Raw genomic sequence first — 19,343 nt, 5'->3', positions numbered from 1 at the left:
GTTGTTTCTGTCCATATTAAGACCCTTCAGCAAGTATGGATACTTCTTGTGGTACCCTGTCAAGAATTCAGGATGTTATTCAAAGCAGGTCAAATAAGGCAAAGCAAAGTATGAGCCGTAAAGGGAATTGCTGAGATAACAGTGTATGTGAAAACTTGTTCAAGATTCTCAAGTCAGAAACAGGACTTAATATAATTTACGATTCATTTGAAGTCACCAGAAGAGAGATATTTGAGTTTATAGAAATTTGGTATAATTGCAGGAGAATACATTCCCGGCTGGAATATATGGCACTTGAGCAATTTGGAAATTCTTTCATCAAACAAGCTGCTTGACTAAGTGTCTATTTTCTTGTTGCAAATCCAATTTAACTTTCATTGCCAAAATCTCCTTTTAGTGTAATTAAGAAATGAAAGGAAAGGAAAGGCCATCTGTCCCGGCGCCTAGGCGTATGGCCCTTATCTTTCACTCATCGGATCTTTAAACCTTGTCAAGCTCCATTTCCTTTAAAAGGGCCTCAATAAATTCAACTCCCGCCTCTGACACCAAGACGGAGGGAAATGCTGTAATGAATAACCCTCTTTTGTTGTATTTAGGAGTAAACTGCATCTTGAAATACCCAGCGTCACAGTAGCATTGGTAGGGCTCGTTATCTCTCATAATTATACCTTTCTCCCTTAGCAGTTTGTAAAGCTTGTTTCTACCCGTTTTTCCAATTTTTTTCGCGGTCTGAGCCATCGTAAACCATGCTCCTTCTTGGAGTTTCTCATTTCTTATCATATTTAGTCGTTTTATGCCATCAGACGATCCAGTACAATATGTACCGACCGGCTTCCGACTCCACTGCAATATGGTCAAAACATGAATCAACAAAAATAGCTTAACAACATAGCTTAACGGCCTAATCTAATACATTATATTGATTTTCAACAAACTACGATTTAAAACAAAATAACTTAACGCATCAAAAGTTAAGCTTTTGATTAAGGTTAAGCATCAGTTTTACCCGATTTCACCGCCAACATCGAAATAATCATTTTGTCGATGGCGATGCGATACTGGTCCTCCGTTTTTCGATGTTTCGTGATCGTCGAGTAACTCACTGGCAGATTATTAAGTGGGCGATCATCCGCATCGACAAAAACAAAATGCAGTCGCTTCAGGAAATCAGACTGCAAATTCTGAGGGTCGATCAGTCCCCTGTCGCACAATTGTTTGAATAGATAAAAAAGCGGTTGCTTATTCACTGTCTTACTACGTGCTGTACAAGTCCATCTAATTCTCAGGGGTGTTTCGTAGCTCTTTCCGCTGAACGCACTGGCTAATATCTCCAAGGAGGTTTCCTGAGAGATGCATATACCTTTCAAATGCGAGGAGAAGATTGCTACAAACCGTTCCAAGGGAATTCCTACAACTTGGAATACTTGTATATTAGGCAACGGTAGTGCTTGCACAAGCGGAGTGTCGGCGACCGGTAGAAGTGGGCTGTCTTTCAAAACGGCTTCAATAATTTCGTCAGGCTTACCACAAAAGACATTATATCTCTCCAACAGATATTTTATCATACTACGAGCGAATCTCTCCAGGAAGTCATACTTCTTATAGTCTTTATGCTGGGGTATTTTTTTAAGGAAATATTTTAGATGTTCCACACACCTATTTACGTAAAATTCCGCCTCCGAATGGTTAAGGCATACACTTATACGATCATCAATCAACGATCGGCTTTGTTGATATTGGGTGTACATCACAGAAAAAAGTTTGTCACCAAACCTGGATTTATGTTGTGTCCAATCTCCGGTTTCGGAATCTTGCTCCCAATATATGGTCGTCTCAGTCTCTTTGTCCCAGGCAAGTTCGGTTACGTGGAAGTAGTCGTCTGCGGAAGGCATGAAGGCTTGCCTTAGCTTAGCTATCCCATTGCGAAAAAAAAGATAATCGAAGTATTCAAATGGCTTTTCCTGCGAAGATTCGTCAGGATTGGGTTTCATTGTGGGGGGCACTCTAAAGTCTGCTTGATTGGTCGATTCGATACCTTCCTTTAAGAGTAACAAGAATGCATACATTTTCACCAGATAATGATCCATCCAGAAGAAATGCTCCTGAAAATCCTGTTCTGTTTTGATTATTTTATTCAGCTCATCTCCTTCCGAAATGTTGGAAAATGAGAATTGCTTATGACAATAGAGTCCAGTCGATTGCGTGATTAGTTGTCGTTGGCAAGCTTCAATCTCCACTAAAAAATGCGCCAAGAATCTTAGTTTTTCCAGCTTCAAGTATACTTCGTCGACCATCCCTTCTAAGGACTGGATCGCTTTGTACATAGTATTCTGGAGTCGCTGTTTATATTTGGTAACGCTATCCTGGTAGTTAAACCGTATGACCTCCGAAGTCACATCCTCACCATCAACTTTTGCCACCAAGGCCTCCAGCGTGACCGAGGCTCTACCGGCTAGTTCTAAAAAACTTACGAAATCGTCTCCAAACCTGAAGTCAAAAGTTCTAACTGATCCTTTTATCATATTCTCCTTAGTAGTTTACTGGATAATTTACTGCTGCAACAAATTAGCTCAATCTCATGTTTTCTCAAAATTGCATTAACTCGAAGTGAGTATTCCAAATAGATAAGACAATTTTAGATAGCTTTTGTTGACCATAAGATCTGCAGCTTTTAAACGTCGGACCAATCAGCAACGACAGAAGCGATGAAATGTGGATAGATAATTGTTTCGGCAGCAGATCGTATTTATTGAATCACTAATAGTAAACATTTCATATGGATCAGATGAGTATCGAGTGGCTACAGGTGATCTCCATTGAACTCTGTAAGAACCCTCATTTCCCGGAACCGGCCCAGGAATTCCGGCCAGCAGATATACGAAGATGCCAGTGATTAATGCTGTCGAATCGGTCCTGCCCTGTACCCGATTTTGAAGGTCGGCTATGTCAGCATACGTAGGCTCCATGGGCCAATAACTATTTTTATGCTATTAATGAGCTTAAATCCATCTATAACTGTATAGCCATTAGTTATTTTGAGCGAATACTCGTAACCCCGATGCTGCCATTTGCGACCCTTCCAACTGCCTTCTTCAATTTCTGACCTATTAAATAAACCCAGATCGTCAATATCTTTGCCAAACAATTGATTAAGTTTTTGATGCAGCATTTGAATTTCTATATACAGGATACGACTGTTATTGGTAGGCTTACTACGGGATAACATTACAACTATATAACTTCTATCCGCCGCAACCATTATATTTATTTTATTAAAATAATCAAATATAAAATAGGGAAGGTAAAAGGTTTGATGAATTCTTCCTTCATCGACATTTTCTTCGTAGTAATCCGAAGTCAAGAGATAATGAAATAGAGAAAGATGTTTCTCCAAGCTATCAATCTGTAATTAGGGTCTGCTGAATAAGTTTTCCGATGAATTATATTTCATTTTGACACCTTGCTATTTACCATTCCATACGTCTCATATATCGAGGTCTAAGTTGTGCATCCGGGCAACTCACCATTATCGTTAAATAACCCTCTGTTACCAGCCAGTAATAGATTTGGAGTAATGACAAAAAAGAACCTGCTGCCAGTTTAAGCAGATTCATAACAAAGTAAATAGACATCACCCAACTCTCAGCTGTATCCTTAAGACGGGCCTTGATCTTACCCAGACCGTATGCATTTTTCCCCTGTCCAAATTTCCCTTCAATCGCATTTCGTTCCGGCATCTGCTTTTGCAATAATCGCTTTTGCTGCTTACTATCTGATGAGGGCCGACCCAATGGCTTGCCAACATAACGGATCCCTTTTTCCTTCATGTATCGTCGGTTTTCACGTGTGCCGAACAACTGATCTCCTAATACCCGCTCCGGATAACACCCAAACAAGCGTTTATGGGTTTCCAGGCATTCGATTAGTAATCCTCCTTCATTGTAATTATCCCAACTCAGCTTCTCAATATGTGTGTAACCATCTTTCAACAACACCAGTTGCTTGCTGCCAAACTCCGTTGATACGCGGTCTTTGCCTCTCGGCATCGGACGCACATGCGGTTGATAGATACTTACAATCCGATCAGATATTTTCTGTTCTCTTTTCTTATACATCTCTACCTGCTGACGATACATTTCCTGGATCACTTGTATTAACGTCCACTCTTTCGGTTTCAATGTCTCCTTAAAAGTAGGTCCTGTTTCAATCAGCCAGTTGATATACTTTAAATCCCGCTTAACATATTGCAATTGCTGACGGATACCCCTGCGTATGTCTCTTTTGCTTTTGTTTTTCTTTTTGGCAATGTTCAAATATTGCTTCCTGGCTATATTGCGATACATCCGCGGCATAATCAGTTCAGCAGCCAGACATCCCCGCTCTATTATCCCTTCCAATTGACGGCGCCCCTCATTTAATAACTTAATATCCGTTGGATAATCGATCTGTTGCTCTGACACCGTCGCGTCTAACATCAATGTTCCTGATAGTCCTTCAGATGGCGTTTCTTTTACTATCTCTGCATCCGCCTGGCAGCCAACTTTATTGCTCTCTCCTCCATCCCCATCACTTTCATCCTTACTGCCGGCATCCGATGTTTTCTCTTCTTTCGCTTTGGTTAATCCCGCTTCCTGCAAGATAATCTCATTCAACCTGGACATCACCTCTACGCCTAACCGTTTTCTAATACTGACCATCAGCGATGCATCAAAGGGAGCTTCCTGTTGAAAACTGCTTAGACCTACAAAATATTGCAGATATATGTTTTCTGTGATCTGCTCTACTACCTCACGATCGTCTATATTCAGTATATGTTTGATGATCACCGCACCAATTACCATCCGCGCACTCAAGGTTGGCGCTCCGAAATCAGCCCGCATCTTTTTATAATACACATCCGCCAGTTTGTCCCACGGAATCTTTGCAGCGAGTATAACCCACCTGTTGGAAGTGGATAACTGCTGCGAGAAGGGTGTGGAAAAACCTTCTAATGTCAATTGTTTTGCAGGTGTATAACGTATCATGGCTGCATGCTTTTGGAGATGATTCATTCAATATTTATACACTATTCAAGCAAAAAACAGGCCATACAACATTGATTAACAATAGATTAATACTTATTCAGCACACCCTAAGTATTGCTTGTGATATTCTACAAACGCCTCGGGTTTGAGGATAATCGTGTTGATTTTCAGTTTTTCATATACCTACTGAGACTTTTTATAAGCTTTATTATTGTTTTATAAGTTCCACCCCAGGGATAAATCAATTTCTTAAGATCTTTAAATGCCGTTTCTTTAATGGTCGGTTTTAAACTTTCAGGACAGTCCTTGTCTAGGAAGTGTATTGCTTGTTTTAAATTCTTTGGTATACACTCGTGCTGAGCTTATATGGGTATATTTATAAGTAATAAAAATGCCAAGTATTCAAATATCTCATGCCTGATGTTAAATTTGTTTTTATATCTGTAAGTTCACCTATACTGAGGAATCTTTAGTGATTCCTCTACGCGTAAATAAAAGGTGGGTCTCGTCTTTTGATTTTGAGAATATACTTTCCTTTCCTGTTAAAGTTAACAGGACAAGGGCAGCAACAGCAAGAATAGTTACGTATCCGACTATAGAATAGAAGGAACCAAAATTTTCAACGCCAATAACTAAATAATTGGTTGCGGTATAATAGAGCAATGATAACCACATAATGATTACAAAGAAGTTAAGCACCTGATTAATTTTTGTTACACTATAAGGATAAGGTGATGTCAAGTTCGTAAATTTATTGAATTTAAAATAATATCCCTGACTGACATTAGTTTTATATAGATGACCATATACTTTTCCTTCAAGTATTTCAGCGTGCTTTTCCCAGTTAATTTGCCAGTATTTGCTACCACGGTTTACCAAGTACCAACTTGTCGAAAAAATGACCCCAAAGCAGTTTAAAAAGAAAACGACCTTCAAGCCCTGTTCATTCGAGCTATTCAAATTGGAAAAGGCTACAAAATATCCAGCAAATACAGCAACCAACATCGTCCAGTAGTAATTGGTTCTTTTCCAGTACATATCAATTTCGAAGCGTCTAGCATTGTAAACTTCCTTTAAGATATCCTCTAGTTTGCTTTCCTTGAAAAGATCAAAATATTCGGTCTCTGTTTTTATTTCTTTAATAGGCAATACCTGGTTATTATTAGTGTCTCTTTTTCTGAAAATGCCGGCAATCCAGAAAAAAATAAAAAGCGCAGGCAAAAGGAACAGCAGTAGGAATAGGCAATCTGGTTTCATTAGGTTTAGTTCGTTTGTGATCGAAAATATAATATTTCTGAGGCAAGCATGCCCTCTGCAAACAGTAAAACATCATGGGAAAGAAATTGTTTAACTTTATTTACCTAAGCATGTAACTTTTATTTAATGTGAGATTAGTATCAGATACTCTTCAAGATTTTCAATGGCCTTATTCATACAGCTTATTAATAATCAATAGCATTTGGTTCGAAAACAATCCGCCACAGGGCACGAAAAAAGCAAGAACCGCTCTTAGAGCGGTTCTTGCTTTTTAGGCTATTTCCTCAATATTTTATACGTATTTCATAATCAACATAATATTGGTTCGATCAAAAACTAAGTAACTATATTTGATATCCTATAATATAAACATGGTCAAGGCCCTTGATGACCTATTGTCAAATCAAATCCGGACAACGGCCTGCTGGCGCAGGAACTCCAGAATACCAGTCAACAGTGTTTGCATCACCTTAAAACTTTTGGTAAGTGGTGCTATTCTAAGCTGATGGATAAGATAACGTTAGATTTCTGGCATCTTTTACAACAGTGTGGACTGGAAGATGATACTTTTTTATAGTTGATGAAAGCGGAAATCCTAAAAAGGGGAAACTTACATTGGTTATCTTGAAGAAAAACTACAAGCTATAGATGTGGGCGGCAAGAGTTGTTGCCAATTTAATATTATGTACGGGTTATATCATAACCAAATTTTTTAAAAAGCTCAATTACATCGTAAAATTTATAGTAATTAAGATACAACCAGATTTCCATTCTTAGCTCGTTACTTTTGCTATGATTTTCTTTATTGGCGAGGATGTCAATTTGATATTTTAGGTAAGGTTCAATTTGTTTTTTATCAATTAGCTCCGCATTTAGATATTTGTTAAATAAGGCCAAGCGATCGAAATATTCATCAAAGCATCTCTTATTTTTGCTTCGATAGGTGTAAAGCTACCTTGAATTGAGTCGACCAGTAATGCTTCAGTTAAAAAATCGTCGCTGATAACTACTGTATCACCATTTGTAAGCCCGGTGATTGTTCGTTGATTATAATCCAAGAGACTATTTACTATTTTGACATTTGGGAGATCACTGAATTTTTTAAACTCATTTGCTGTGAATTCTGCTACTTTCCATGTTTGGGAGTTTTTTATTGAGGTGGATGTAAAGTATAGTGATATAGCGGTTAAGAAAATACCTATGATTTTTAGCCAGCCTTCTAAATCTATTTTTTTAGGCTTGGGGGATGGGGGCGGATTATGTACGGTTAGTTCTCCGGATACCACTATTGGGGGAAGCGATTTAATTTCCATAGTTATTTTAATATGTAGAATTTAGGAAGATTTGTGCTGAAGTTATTGCCATTTTTTACGAGGTAAATATTATAATAGTGTCCCTGGCAAATATTGTTGTAACTCATATTAAATGTGAATGACGTAGTCATTGATTGGGAATTTTTATGAGCTTCTGCAAAGTATCCGTCTGTAAACTTTTTCAAAGTGAGCAAATCTGGGAGTTTAAATTTCCAGTGTTTTCTCGGCTGTTGCTGTTGCTGCACTTGTGATTTGTAGGTGCAATATGTGTAATATAATGAATCTGGGGATGCTTTGTAGGTAGATAAATTATTGTAGTGAAATGTTAAGGTTATTTTACTGCCAAGAGGAACTCTGATTGTATTTCTGTTAAAGTATATGGGGGTGTCATTGACAGATACGGTTAATTTGGGAGCTTGTCCGAATAGCGTAGATGTAGAAAGGAATAGATATAATATTGGGATTGGAAGGTGTTTCATTAAGTCTTGTATTTAAATTGGGATAATCAAAATCGGCGATTATAATTTGCAATTTACAGAGAGGGTATATAATAACCAATACCAGGTAGTTTGTATTTTTATATTAAATAAGGGCAATTGGTAGGTAGTGCTATATTCTGCAATTGTAATCTTACCTATATTTTGATCCAGTCAGGATTAGAATTTTGAATATTTTTTTAGGTAATATCTATTTACAGAACTCTAGCGGAGGAATAATTCCAAGCGCCTGATGAGGTCTGCAAGTGTTATAATCATTTCTCCACTCTTCTGCCATCAGCCGTACTTCTGCTAATGAAAAAAAGTGATGCGCATCAAGCATCTCTCTTCTTATTGAGCCATTATTACGTTCGACAAAGGCATTTTGCACCGGTTTACCAGCCTTTATAAACTATAGCTGAATGTTTCTTACCCGACACCACTGTTGCAACTGATCACTGACGAACTTAGGGCCATTGTCAACTCTTTTTTTTGTGGCTCGCCTCTCAGTTCAACTAGCTTTTTCAGTACCCAGATAACTCTGAGGCTTGGTAATGATTCATCTATCTCAATCCACAATGATTCCCGGTTATAATTATCAATAACATTTAACAACCGAAAACGTCTTCCGTCAACCAGGAAATCGCTCATAAAGTCCATGCTCCAGAATTGATTAATCACCTCAGGAACTGTTAAGGGCTGTTTTATCCATTCAGGCAGTCTACGGTTGATCTTACGCCTGATATTCAGTTTTAACAGCTTATAGACCCTGTAAAGTCGCTTATCTTTCCATGGATGACCTTTTCTTCTCAAACGGTGGTAGCACTTCCAGAACCCGATAGAAGGATGTTTCTTTATCAGTTCCTCCAGCGCCTCCATTAATGCACTGTCAATTTTAGTTTTCCGATTATAACCAAATGAAGATCGGGGTACGCCTAACAGCTTACCAGCCGGACGCTCACTCACTTTCTCCTGCACCAATAACTCTATTACTTGTCGTTTGTCGTCAGGCTGCCGGGCTTTTTTTCCAGAACATTCCGGACTGCATCATTCTCAAGAGTCAGAGAAGAAAATTAAGGGAGAGCAGTTGCTATTATTAAATCATCTAATAAGAAGTTCGCTTCATCCTGCATTGTGAGCACTAATAGTAAAAACCTGAGATAATGTCTCTGCTTTTTATTTGATCTAACAGAATTGTTACTTTTTAACTCTCATTGCAATGTTCTTTAAAATAATATATTCGCCTTAATCTTGCAACCACTCAATTTAAAACCTATTAAATGGGCGTTACGAAAAAACTGATTGAGGATCATAGAGCGGTTTCTAATGGGCATGGTCATTTTTGTCCTCTCGGCTATTTGAAAAATACAAACTAGTTGGTATTTTATTTATAAGCATGGAAACCTACCTTTATTTTTAGTTTATTCATGAATTTTATTATTGATTTTATGAAGAAAATTTCTGTCAAAGACTTAGTTGCATTTAGGAAAAAGTCGGATAGGGGAAAGAAATCGTTTGTTGAAAATATTAAATCGAGCAAAATCGAAGTTCCTGCAAAAGGTGGCGGTGATTATTGGATAAGTAGCCTAAGTGCCATTTCTAAATCTTATAAAGAAGATGATCTAGACATAACTAACGGAAAAATTAAAGAATTACAGAAAAAGATAAAGGGTACAAAACATCGTATTACAAAGGATATGTACCAACGGAATATTTCAATTCTTGAAAGGTATAAAAATTTGGATCCTGCAAAAATACGTGTAAATGGAAAACTATCATTTCTTAAAAAAAGTTCAGGCAATCCGTTACTTACTATTAAGGGTTTGCAAATTGAAACTAAGCCAAGCCTTATTTATACATTTGGAAGTAAGGGCGAAAATATAGGGGCAATTTGGTTTACAGCGAAAGTGGAAGGGTATAAAATAGAAGAAATTAGTATCTTTTGTGACGTATTATATAGGTTTCTCAAGCATAATTATTCAAAGAAATATCAGATAGCTTCCAGGTATTGTATAGCTGTTGATATGATAAGTGGGAATATGATAGATTTTTCTGATATTGAGAGCGGAAGCCTTGCTAAAATACTCCCAAACACATTGGATGAGATTAGTAAGTTGATGTGATGGCATTCAACGCTTAGCCGTACTCGTCAGCTTTATGGGGAAGAAGAGTTCATGACCTTGTTTAAACTGGTATTAAAACAATGTATAGATAAGGAGTTGATAGCAGGTAAGCGACAGGCCATTGATAGTGTGTTTGTCAAGGCCAATGCCTCCATGGCTAGTATAGTTGAGCGCCAAATACTTGAGGATGTATCATCTTACAATAAAGAACTTAACGAAAACATTGATGATGATAATGCTTCTGATAAGCAACCTACTGTCTCTGATAAAACGCAGGTAAAAAAAAAGACTGCTTCCGATAAGCTAAACAAACGTAGTAATCAAAGTCATTTCAGTCCCTCAGACCCGGATGCCCGGATGTCATATAAACCTGGCAAGATTACCAGGCTTAATTATCCTGGTCAGGTAAGTGTAGATACAGCACATCATGTCATAACTCATATTCAGGCATTTCATGCCGATCAGGGTGATGGCGGGTGTCTACCGGAAGTCATAAAAAAGACAATGGATAATCTTGCTGTTGGTGCATTGAGCGTAAAAGAAGTGCTTGCTGACGCAGGCTATAGTAGTGAAGTAGCGTTAACAATGCTGGCAGAAAATAATATTGAAGCATTTATCCCTAACAAGTCAGGATATAAAGAAAACAGAGATGGGTTTAACTACGATTCAGACAATGATCGATATAGTTGCCCCAATGGCAAACACCTTACTTTCCGGCACCTCAAAAAGAAAGGAGAGAATACACACAAAATTTATAAAAACAATATAGCAGATTGCCTGAATTGCCCATTCAAAGGCAGCTGTGCTAACTCGGTAGGATATAAAGCCATAGAAGATTCTATAGAAAAAAAGCTTTATGAGCAAATGAATCAGCGGGTCAACACTGACAAAGGTAAAAAATGGCCCGGCTTAGATCCAGTACTGTGGAACCAGTGTTGGGAACACTGGTGAATTTCACTGCAATGTCGAAAGTTTACACAAAAGGTATAAATCTTGCCAACAAATGTATGATTATGGCAGCGGTTGCTTACAACCTTAAAAAACTAATAAATGGAGTGGCTGCAAAGATCAGAAAAAGGAGGCCAAACCGATTAAAAAAAGGTATAGCAAAGCCTAATGAAGCCTTTTTTGCTATGGTGCTAACAGGAGGGCTATAACTAAAAACTTTAAATGGTTAAAAAGTGAATGCCTGAATAACCATTTGCTAAGCAAATTCAATTATTCAGCCATTTGATTAAGAGTTGTGCAACGGCCACATATCTCCGACCTTTTCTTGTTTAAGGGGGTCGAGGTGGATCAAGTTGAATTTCTGGGGGATTCGGTCGTTAAGGGAGCAAGGTTGAAATTCCTCATGGATATAATTAGTAAAGTATAAATTCAAGCCAAGCTAAATAAAAAGAGTCCTACCTTTCATTTCCTCTTTGTTATCCTCGTATAATTTTAGTTACCCTCCATATGATCGCGGAGATGAGTACTAGATTACTAAATGAAAAATACAAACTAGTTGGTATTGATTGGATATTCTTTACACCTGATATTTGCAACAGAATTTATCACTAAACCTCAAATCATGAAATTTGCATTAATTCTTGCATCTGATATCCCTAAGAAAGACTGGATATGTTATGCTATAGCTGATTCATCTTCTAAACTCAGGGATTTGAATTGCTATAATTCCAATTCGCTTAAACTGCCTAAATCACAATATCCGGGAAAAATAGACAATACTCCTGTAATAGTACGCAGTTGCGAAACTGGCAGTAATAGTGAATTCAGAATAGTTGAAATAAATAACCTCCAAAATTTTAATGGCTCTTTTAATCTTCAATAATTATGCAGAAAAGCATTATTTCGGCACTGTTTCTGGCAGCAGTATGTGCTTGTCAAACGCCTAAAGTTTTTAGATACTATTCTGGCAAAGAAGATAAAGTCCAACAGTTAAGTAAACCGTCTGATATAAAGAATTATTTTAGCCTGAATGCGTTTGTCTTGACACCAACTGCCGGTTCGGATAAATTGATTACAGACTTATCAGACAGAGGTCAGCAAGCCATAATTGAGAGCATGAACTCCAAGACTAAGACATCAAAAGAATTGGTTTCCACTATAGCCGGACCAATTTCTAATGCCTCTTCTGCTGGTAATTTTAAAGGCAGTCTAATCTGGAAGAAAAGAGTGGTAATCAACATCACAAAAGTTGATAAAGAATGTGCAAACCGGCTTCAGCAAATTCTTATCGACATTGACATTCCGTCTGCCTACAAGGATAAAGTTGAATACGTAAGCTGGGATAAAATAGCAACTGAAAAACAGTCGATTGATTTGGGTAAAATCACTCAGAATAATTCAACCGCATACTCTTTTTCTCCAGAAATCGATTTTCTCGGGATTTTACAGGGAAAGGGCATTGGTTCCGTTTCAAATACAAAATCTACGACAGCAGAGAAATCATATACTTCACGACTTGCTGGTTTGAATGCTGCCATAGTGAACAAGAATAAACTGCAGATTTTCCAACGAGCTTTACCAAATGAGGATATTACAGGAAACATCGTAATTGAATTGACAATGCGTTCAAAGCTTTCCAAGCAAATCGAAGTTTATGAATTCACGGGTTTATATGATGGATCTATGCCCATAAAAGAGCAGGAAAAGGTAGTATTGAACAAATCAATTTTAGTTGAGCCCAATTTCGGGGTTTTGTCCGCTGATGTTCCGGCAGATATCACTTATGATTTTCGCTATCGGAAGGTGAGCAAAGGCTGCAAAACCGAACCTGAATATGACGATCATATTACTTATCTTGATGGAAACATTACCGAAAGCGGAAAGTTCATTTTGTTTACCAAAGAAGATCTGGATCAGTCAAAAACCTGGTCAATTTCAGATAATATCAATTCATTGAAAATTAAAAAGAACGGCATAATTACTGGAGACTTAAACTTTGACGGTATTGATAAAGCTAACCAATTCTTAGGCTGGCTCATACAAACCCAAAACTTGAAGGCTTCAGATTATGATTTGTTATTAGGCCTTATTCCTCTTCAGAAATCCGATATTAAAAATTTAAAAGTGATTCTGAATTAGAGCATGTTTATTAATAAAATTGCGGGAAATTAGCTAAAAACGAATCGATCAATTAGTTTGGATTTACCACAAAAAAATATGGGACCGAAGTACACATTATTGACCGATTCGCAATGGAAAAGTATAGACGTATTATTAATAGACAAAAGGAAACTTCCCGTAGCCAAATGGCATGATTACTTAAACGATCCTACCTTAGCAGCTAAGCAAATGCTATCCTGGACAGACTGACAGCAAGAGTGGTACCTTGTAGGAATGCTGGGAGATGGTCAATCTGTAATCAATGCAATATATAACCCAAGGTTATCAACTACCGCGATTTTTGATATTGCGTATCTAGACAAAGAGGAGGTTAATAGAATTAGAGAACGAATGCAAACTGAGATTTGGGTAAAATTAAATTATATAAGCAAAAGAATCATGTTACTGATTCAATTCAATGAAGACACTAAGATGAGACGCTAATCTATTTCATAATTTTGTTAAGTGGGTAGTCATCGACAAGTACCATTTCAACGCCATTACCATCGAATTGCAATGAATCTAAGTTGTACATACAAGATCACTAAATGGCAGACGAATAGTATAACCAGTTCCGGAATAGAAGCTGGAGAATTTGGCTAATTTACTGGACATATGTAAGCTTACCTATATTTTGATCCAGCCAGGATTAGAGGTTTAAATAATTTTTCCTATACTAATATTTATTGCAGAACTCCAGCGGAGGAACAAATCCAAGCGCCTGATGAGGTCTGGATCTGTTATAATCATCTCTCCACTCTTCTGCCATTATCCGTACTTCTGCTAGTGTAAAAAAATAATATGCATCCAGCAGCTCCCTTCTTATTGAGCCATTATTACGTTCAATAAAGGCATTTTGCACCGGTTTACCCGGCTGTATAAACTGTAACTGAATGTTTCGCTCCCGACACCACTTTTGCAACTGATCACTGACAAACTCAGGGCCGTTATCAACTCTTATTTTTTGTGGTTTACCTCTCATTTCAACTATCTTTTCCAGTACCCGGATTACTCTAAGGCTTGGTAATGATGTATCTATTTCAATCCACAATGACTCCCGGTTATAATCATCAATAACATTTAGTAGCCGAAAACGCCTTCCATCAACCAGGCTATCGCTCATAAAATCCATGCTCCAGGATTGATTAATCGCCTCAGGAACTGCTAGGGGCTGTTTTACTCGTTCAGGGAGTCTACGTTTGATCTTACGCCTGATATTTAATTTTAACAACTTATAGACCCTATAAAGTCGCTTATGGTTCCATGGATGACCTTTTCTTCTCAAACGGTGGTAGCATTTCCAGAACCCGATAGAAGGATGTTTCTTTATAAGCTCTTCCAGGGCTACCATTAACGCGCTGTCATTCTTAATTTTCCGATTATAACGGAAAGAGGATCGAGGTACGCCTAACAGCTTACAGGCCTGCCGCTCACTCACTTTCTCCTGCACCAATAACTCAATTACTTGTCGTTTGTCGTCAGGCCGCCGAACTTCTTTTCCAGAACATTTCGGACTGCATCATTCTCGAGTGTCAGGTTGGCTACAATGCGCTTCAGCCAGGCATTCTCTTCTTCAAGTTCCTTCATTCGTTTCAACTCATTAGCTTCCATACCACCATACTTCGCTTTCCAATTGTACACGGTGGATTCGCTGACACCATTTTCCCTGGCCAGATCTTTAATAGAGATGCCTGATTCCTGTTTCTTCAGGATGGAGATAATTTGGTTCTTGGTGAATCGTACTTTTTTCATAATTGTATTTAAGTTAGAGATTTTTCTCTAACCTCACCGGACCATTTTCGGGGAATCTTACATCGCCACCTGAGAAAGTCCGACAATTAATTTAAGAGCAACAATTGGACTGGACTCATATTGTTAACAATGATAGTATCAGTTTACTTTACCAGGTCATGGGTTATCCCGAAATTTACCTAATTAACACTAACGGGAATATTAAATATAAAAAAAGCAGTTATCCAGCTATTAATTTAGAGAATTTAAACAAAGCATTAGACATCGATTAAGTCCTTATTATTATTACTTCAACGATCAAGAGCGCTAAGTATTTGCTACCACTTTAAAATGGTTGTCCACTATTCTGGATCATTGTCCACAATATTAATAATCCTGCATATTCAAGTTTTCTTTCGCTTTATTATAAGTTTGTAATTGGAATAAAATCGAAAGGGTAAGCCGTTCAAAATAATCCCTGCAAATAGGAAAAAAAATCCAGCATAGCATCCCAATCGACTTAACCATAAATATCGGAAAAGAATAACTGCAGCTGTGCCGACTAAACTAAGGTGAAGTGGTAGGAAGTTATTTCTTTTTACCCCCATTTTATATAAAGCAAAAAGGTTAACCGACATTACCACCAGCATCAACGGCAGGATCAATTTGAAGTAAGGACTTATCTGCATACCAGTTATGCCTAAAATGCTTAAATAAGCTGCCAAGCAAAAAGGGCATTTGGGTAGCAACACAAACAATATAGGAACTATGGACAGGCATCCGCTTCTGGCCAGCATTTTAAATTTATAAAATAAAGATGCCTTCTCCTTATCTTGTTTATCCAGTAAGTCTTTAATCTGAGTGATAATACTTTTATTATCCATCTGTGCCCTTTGGAATCGGTTTAATATATTTCCTGAGCGATCTACTACGTATAATTCGATAATATGCCTGTTAACTATCTCCCCAGTGAAGTTCACCCCTAAATTGAAATAGGAACTTAATTCCTGAAAATCAGATTTGACCCGTAGTAGTTTTGCTCCGCTTTCTGGCATTAAACCTCTTGCTTCTCCATATACCTTCAGGATTTCCGGCTTGTCATAAAAACTATCATAGCTGACTGCTGCGATTTTAACTTTCTCGGCTATGCCGCTTTCTTCTAAATCGGATTGTATGACTGCTAGGTTTGAAATTGTCAGAGAACACTTCAGTGGGTTATCACAACGGGTGTAAAAAAAAGCAAGTAGGGTTAAATTATTAGCTAATAGTTTATCCAGGTAGATCTGATCTCCATTCTGATCTTCAAGTAAGATTCTTTTTAATACCCTTTTTTTAGATACCTGTCGCTGCAATTGCGAATCAGCAATGATGCCAAAAGGGTTACTGTTACAGCAGTCTTCAATTACTACTTCACCGGCGGTTTTGATTTGTTTGATAACATCACTAATCAGGGAAACAGTATCATTGTTTATTCTTCTTTTCCTATTTGCGGCCAAAATCTCAAGGGCAGGCAAATTCGCCTTTGCAACCACCCCAAGCCAGGCGAATGCCTTTAAAATTTCGGCAGTTGCTGTCGTCCGGTTTTGCAAAGGCCAGGATTGATAATAGGCGTTGAACGAAAAATAAATATCATGTGGAAGGATATTCAAAAGCGCTTTCATTAGCATTTTGCCCATATGGCTGCTTTTGTGTTCAGCATTACGTAGCGCTAAAGCGGCAGCAGCTATAGCATAAGGATCATTACCGGATTCCAATTCCTCATAAATGTAAGGTAGTGCCTCGTCAGGTGTACGGGTCAGTGAAAATGAATAATAGACATAGCCGCGCATCCGGTTAACAGCTGTAGAGCTTTTACCTAAATAGAAATAGTTTTGTTCCTGTAAAAACGGAATCAGACCATAACCAGATTTATCCAATGCCCTTGTTTTTGTGACTAGAGTTTCAAATTTGGATTCATCAATTGGACCATCGGGAAGAAAAGTACATTGCTCTAACATCATTCAGCATTATAATCTACTTGAGGTCGCCGGCACTTTGATTTTTTAAGAATGATTTTATACCTGTGGCCAAGTTTTCAGGTAATTTAGTTTGTTCTAACTTTCTCAGATCATTTAAAAAATCATTGCCAGTATTTAACGATTGCAATGTCTTTTGGTCAATTAAATTGATTGTTACCGCCCTGATATTCTCGTTTTCGTTATGATCATTGATGATTTGTCTAGCAAGTTCAATGAAGTGCGACGGATCTAATTGCTTTAAAGACAAAAGACTGTTTTTACGAATATTGAACCTTTCTTTTTTATTGTTGAATACTTCAGACAAAAGTCCTTTCGCATCAGGGTCGCCGCCGAGCAGATAAACGGCTTCAGACCTGCTGTTATTATTGCTGGATTTTCTAACGATCTCCCTTAATATAGGGTAAATACCGGCATGCATATCATAACCTAAAAGATGTACAGCCAATTCTTCTGATACCAGTGCTTCTTCTGGTTTTATAAGCCCTTTTATCAACTCCTGTTGCACAAATCCATTTTTTGACTGTGCCAGATGGCTGATCGCGGCCTGCCTGATCTGAGGATTGTTATCCCTGATCAATCCGGTCAAAACATCCGTCAGCTGCGGGTTAAGCGCCGAAATAATCGGAGAGCTAAAACTGATAGTTTCTAGGGTACGGAGCGCTTCAATCCGTAAATCTGTCGGTGTAATAGAATTGGCAAGAAGGTCTATAATGTATAGTATCAGCGATTCATCAGATGACACAGCTCCCACCAATTTAGACAGGGCAAGCACCCGGCTTCCGGTATCTGCCTGTTGATCTTTTAAGATCAATATGGCTTTGTCAGTACTCTGTTTATCGGTCAACATATTTAATTGACTTAATGATTGGACTTTGTCGACGTGCTCAATGGCCAATTTAAATGTGTTTAAAGAGTCTGCCATTAGGGCATCGCTTTTGAGAATTTTAGCCTTTAAATTTGAAGCTGCTGAATTATTGAAAGGTACAGTAAAATAATCGAAATATAGTGACTTACCGGTAAGTCGGCCTTGGTAATCAATAGTATCCAAAACCGTAGGTTTCTCACCTGGGAAAGCTGAAAATTTTGATGGGATCAGCGGGCCACTGGGGGCTGTGATCGTTGGTCTTGGATTTGCCTCAGTGCCATCGCCTTTAATCCCATTCCAAGGCCACATGGTATCGTTGATAAAATCGCCAGTTCTGGGTATAATCGGTGGAACGTCAAAAATAGTGTGAAGTTGGGTTTGAGGGTTATAGGCTTTTAACTTGGTACCATCAAAAAGTAAATTCGTTGTGTCTGTCATTTGCCATTCCGCCCATAGCCGGTCGACATTGGCATGGAGCATAAAGAATAAGGGGTCTTGCGGGGCGGTTCCTGGCCTTCTTAATGGTGATGGTGCAATAAAAGAGGTATGTGCATACCCATGTGGGTCCCCCTCCATCAAACAAAACATATCAAAACCCGGCCCCCGGCCCAAAGTTTGTTCTTTATCTTCTACCAACGCTTTGTCATGCGCGGTGTCGAATCGCGGATGCGGAACTCTAGCTAATTTAGGTAAAGTTCCAATCCGCCATTCATTTAATGGGTTGAGGTCGCCAAACTGTAATTGCCCTACTGTACCATGATCCGATATACCCATAAAGTCAGGATGAAATACGTTTTCTGCCTTTTTTTGGAAATCCCAATAGGGTAACGTTACCGCAGGGTTGATTTCCTGTAAGCTCCTTTCTAAATCAAGAAGGAACATCCTATGCCAGGGGAGAAAGGAGGCCCTTCCGTGAATCTCACCATCCGCCGCTTCGCCGTGCATGTCTAAAAATCTGCCGTATTTTCCCGATTTTACAAAATCTACAAATGTCCTAAGAAACAGGTCTCGTTCCTCCGGATTGAGTTCATTGGCATTCTTTCTTACCCGGACCATTAAGTTGATAGTATCTATTACTTGCCCGTTAAGCGAAAATGTGATAGCGGCATCTCCGTCAACGTTGCTTGCTTTTTTAAACTTTCCACCAATATAAAAAGTGGCTTTGCGTTCATCATCAGCTACAGAAAGGGTGAGCGTATCTTGCTCTGGAGCTGTTCTGTCTTTATAAAAGACCAACTGTCCGCCTTGGGTAACATCTAGGTTACTTAACACTAGGGTGACTGGATTTGGGCCAGCCTTTTCATCAATAATCTTTATAGCACATTGAACAGGTGCGTAACCAACGTAATATCGTCCATTGGTGACTTTGTTGAGGCTAAATTGCAATTGCATAATTAAACAAGGGGTTACGATAATTTAAGTAACAAT

At 38.3% G+C, this 19,343-nt stretch carries 17 protein-coding genes; 6 read left to right on the top strand and 11 right to left on the bottom strand.

The window, feature by feature from the left end:
• Nucleotides 1-155: 155 nt before the first annotated feature.
• Nucleotides 156-335 carry an IS3 family transposase gene (locus tag SIO70_RS33480; RefSeq protein ID WP_414017870.1) on the top strand — a complete coding sequence of 60 codons (180 nt, stop codon included), beginning with the start codon at nucleotides 156-158 and terminating at the stop codon, nucleotides 333-335.
• Nucleotides 336-480: 145 nt separating this feature from the next.
• Here SIO70_RS33480 and SIO70_RS23115 read toward each other — a convergent pair whose 3' ends face one another.
• The 8 genes from SIO70_RS23115 to SIO70_RS23085 all read right to left on the bottom strand — a co-directional run bounded on the left by SIO70_RS23115 (nucleotide 481) and on the right by SIO70_RS23085 (nucleotide 9,048).
• A complete protein-coding gene (locus SIO70_RS23115; protein WP_320574727.1) occupies nucleotides 481-780 on the bottom strand; it encodes a phage antirepressor KilAC domain-containing protein in 300 nt (99 codons plus the stop codon).
• Between the two features lie 209 nt (nucleotides 781-989).
• Nucleotides 990-2,522, bottom strand: coding sequence for a hypothetical protein (locus SIO70_RS23110; protein ID WP_320574726.1), 1,533 nt, complete (start codon nucleotides 2,520-2,522; stop codon nucleotides 990-992).
• A gap of 419 nt (nucleotides 2,523-2,941) precedes the next feature.
• Nucleotides 2,942-3,394 carry a hypothetical protein gene (locus SIO70_RS23105; protein ID WP_320574725.1) on the bottom strand — a complete coding sequence of 151 codons (453 nt, stop codon included), beginning with the start codon at nucleotides 3,392-3,394 and terminating at the stop codon, nucleotides 2,942-2,944.
• Nucleotides 3,395-3,467: 73 nt separating this feature from the next.
• Nucleotides 3,468-5,024, bottom strand: a complete 1,557-nt coding sequence (locus SIO70_RS23100) for an IS5 family transposase (RefSeq protein WP_320574022.1) — start codon at nucleotides 5,022-5,024, stop codon at nucleotides 3,468-3,470.
• Between the two features lie 453 nt (nucleotides 5,025-5,477).
• On the bottom strand, nucleotides 5,478-6,281 hold the full coding sequence (locus SIO70_RS23095; protein ID WP_320574724.1) for a hypothetical protein: 804 nt from the start codon (nucleotides 6,279-6,281) through the stop codon (nucleotides 5,478-5,480).
• Nucleotides 6,282-7,153: 872 nt separating this feature from the next.
• Nucleotides 7,154-7,594 (bottom strand): hypothetical protein, encoded by a 441-nt coding sequence (locus SIO70_RS23090; protein WP_320574723.1) that lies wholly within the window; start codon nucleotides 7,592-7,594, stop codon nucleotides 7,154-7,156.
• 687 nt (nucleotides 7,595-8,281) lie between these two features.
• Nucleotides 8,282-8,461 carry an integrase core domain-containing protein gene (locus SIO70_RS33475; RefSeq protein ID WP_414017869.1) on the bottom strand — a complete coding sequence of 60 codons (180 nt, stop codon included), beginning with the start codon at nucleotides 8,459-8,461 and terminating at the stop codon, nucleotides 8,282-8,284.
• 38 nt (nucleotides 8,462-8,499) lie between these two features.
• Complete coding sequence (locus tag SIO70_RS23085) at nucleotides 8,500-9,048, bottom strand: hypothetical protein (RefSeq protein WP_320574720.1); 549 nt, start codon at nucleotides 9,046-9,048, stop codon at nucleotides 8,500-8,502.
• A 470-nt stretch (nucleotides 9,049-9,518) separates the two neighbouring features.
• Between SIO70_RS23085 and SIO70_RS23080 the strand changes: the two genes are divergently transcribed.
• From SIO70_RS23080 to SIO70_RS23060, 5 genes are all read left to right on the top strand, one after another.
• Nucleotides 9,519-10,193, top strand: coding sequence for a hypothetical protein (locus SIO70_RS23080; RefSeq protein ID WP_320574718.1), 675 nt, complete (start codon nucleotides 9,519-9,521; stop codon nucleotides 10,191-10,193).
• A gap of 51 nt (nucleotides 10,194-10,244) precedes the next feature.
• Nucleotides 10,245-11,144: a transposase gene (locus SIO70_RS23075; RefSeq protein WP_320574717.1), complete on the top strand. Its 900-nt coding sequence runs from the start codon at nucleotides 10,245-10,247 to the stop codon at nucleotides 11,142-11,144.
• A gap of 11 nt (nucleotides 11,145-11,155) precedes the next feature.
• Nucleotides 11,156-11,350 (top strand): hypothetical protein, encoded by a 195-nt coding sequence (locus tag SIO70_RS23070; RefSeq protein WP_320574715.1) that lies wholly within the window; start codon nucleotides 11,156-11,158, stop codon nucleotides 11,348-11,350.
• A 413-nt stretch (nucleotides 11,351-11,763) separates the two neighbouring features.
• Complete coding sequence (locus SIO70_RS23065) at nucleotides 11,764-12,024, top strand: hypothetical protein (protein ID WP_320574713.1); 261 nt, start codon at nucleotides 11,764-11,766, stop codon at nucleotides 12,022-12,024.
• 2 nt (nucleotides 12,025-12,026) lie between these two features.
• Nucleotides 12,027-13,280: a hypothetical protein gene (locus SIO70_RS23060; RefSeq protein ID WP_320574711.1), complete on the top strand. Its 1,254-nt coding sequence runs from the start codon at nucleotides 12,027-12,029 to the stop codon at nucleotides 13,278-13,280.
• A gap of 697 nt (nucleotides 13,281-13,977) precedes the next feature.
• On the opposite strand, the gene SIO70_RS23055 is transcribed toward SIO70_RS23060, so the two are convergent.
• The 3 genes from SIO70_RS23055 to SIO70_RS23045 form a co-directional block, all read right to left on the bottom strand.
• Nucleotides 13,978-15,053, bottom strand: a protein-coding gene (locus tag SIO70_RS23055; RefSeq protein WP_320574710.1) for an IS3 family transposase whose coding sequence is annotated in 2 segments (ribosomal slippage) — nucleotides 13,978-14,789 and nucleotides 14,789-15,053 — 1,077 coding nt in all. Because the reading frame shifts where the segments join, the coding sequence is not laid out codon by codon here.
• A 383-nt stretch (nucleotides 15,054-15,436) separates the two neighbouring features.
• Nucleotides 15,437-17,032: an SCO family protein gene (locus SIO70_RS23050; protein ID WP_320574708.1), complete on the bottom strand. Its 1,596-nt coding sequence runs from the start codon at nucleotides 17,030-17,032 to the stop codon at nucleotides 15,437-15,439.
• 13 nt (nucleotides 17,033-17,045) lie between these two features.
• A complete protein-coding gene (locus tag SIO70_RS23045) occupies nucleotides 17,046-19,307 on the bottom strand; it encodes a tyrosinase family protein (RefSeq protein ID WP_320574706.1) in 2,262 nt (753 codons plus the stop codon).
• Between the last annotated feature and the right edge of the window lie 36 nt (nucleotides 19,308-19,343).

Origin of the sequence: Chitinophaga sancti, assembly GCF_034087045.1 — a bacterium.
In the GTDB taxonomy this organism is placed as follows: domain Bacteria; phylum Bacteroidota; class Bacteroidia; order Chitinophagales; family Chitinophagaceae; genus Chitinophaga; species Chitinophaga sancti_B.
The sequence above is the reverse complement of the archived record's forward strand: the minus strand, read 5'-3'. Positions and strand labels throughout refer to the sequence as shown.

Excerpts from the sequence above, each read along its gene's own strand:
- SIO70_RS23080 (WP_320574718.1), top strand. The coding sequence starts at position 9,519 with ATGAAGAAAATTTCTGTCAAAGACTTAGTTGCATTTAGGAAAAAGTCG.
- SIO70_RS23075 (WP_320574717.1), top strand. The coding sequence starts at position 10,245 with ATGACCTTGTTTAAACTGGTATTAAAACAATGTATAGATAAGGAGTTG.
- SIO70_RS23045 (WP_320574706.1), bottom strand. The coding sequence starts at position 19,307 with ATGCAATTGCAATTTAGCCTCAACAAAGTCACCAATGGACGATATTAC.
- SIO70_RS23060 (WP_320574711.1), top strand. The coding sequence starts at position 12,027 with ATGCAGAAAAGCATTATTTCGGCACTGTTTCTGGCAGCAGTATGTGCT.
- SIO70_RS23095 (WP_320574724.1), bottom strand. The coding sequence starts at position 6,281 with ATGAAACCAGATTGCCTATTCCTACTGCTGTTCCTTTTGCCTGCGCTT.
- SIO70_RS23115 (WP_320574727.1), bottom strand. The coding sequence starts at position 780 with ATGATAAGAAATGAGAAACTCCAAGAAGGAGCATGGTTTACGATGGCT.
- SIO70_RS23100 (WP_320574022.1), bottom strand. The coding sequence starts at position 5,024 with ATGATACGTTATACACCTGCAAAACAATTGACATTAGAAGGTTTTTCC.
- SIO70_RS23070 (WP_320574715.1), top strand. The coding sequence starts at position 11,156 with ATGTCGAAAGTTTACACAAAAGGTATAAATCTTGCCAACAAATGTATG.
- SIO70_RS23090 (WP_320574723.1), bottom strand. The coding sequence starts at position 7,594 with ATGGAAATTAAATCGCTTCCCCCAATAGTGGTATCCGGAGAACTAACC.
- SIO70_RS23065 (WP_320574713.1), top strand. The coding sequence starts at position 11,764 with ATGAAATTTGCATTAATTCTTGCATCTGATATCCCTAAGAAAGACTGG.
- SIO70_RS23050 (WP_320574708.1), bottom strand. The coding sequence starts at position 17,032 with ATGATGTTAGAGCAATGTACTTTTCTTCCCGATGGTCCAATTGATGAA.
- SIO70_RS23110 (WP_320574726.1), bottom strand. The coding sequence starts at position 2,522 with ATGATAAAAGGATCAGTTAGAACTTTTGACTTCAGGTTTGGAGACGAT.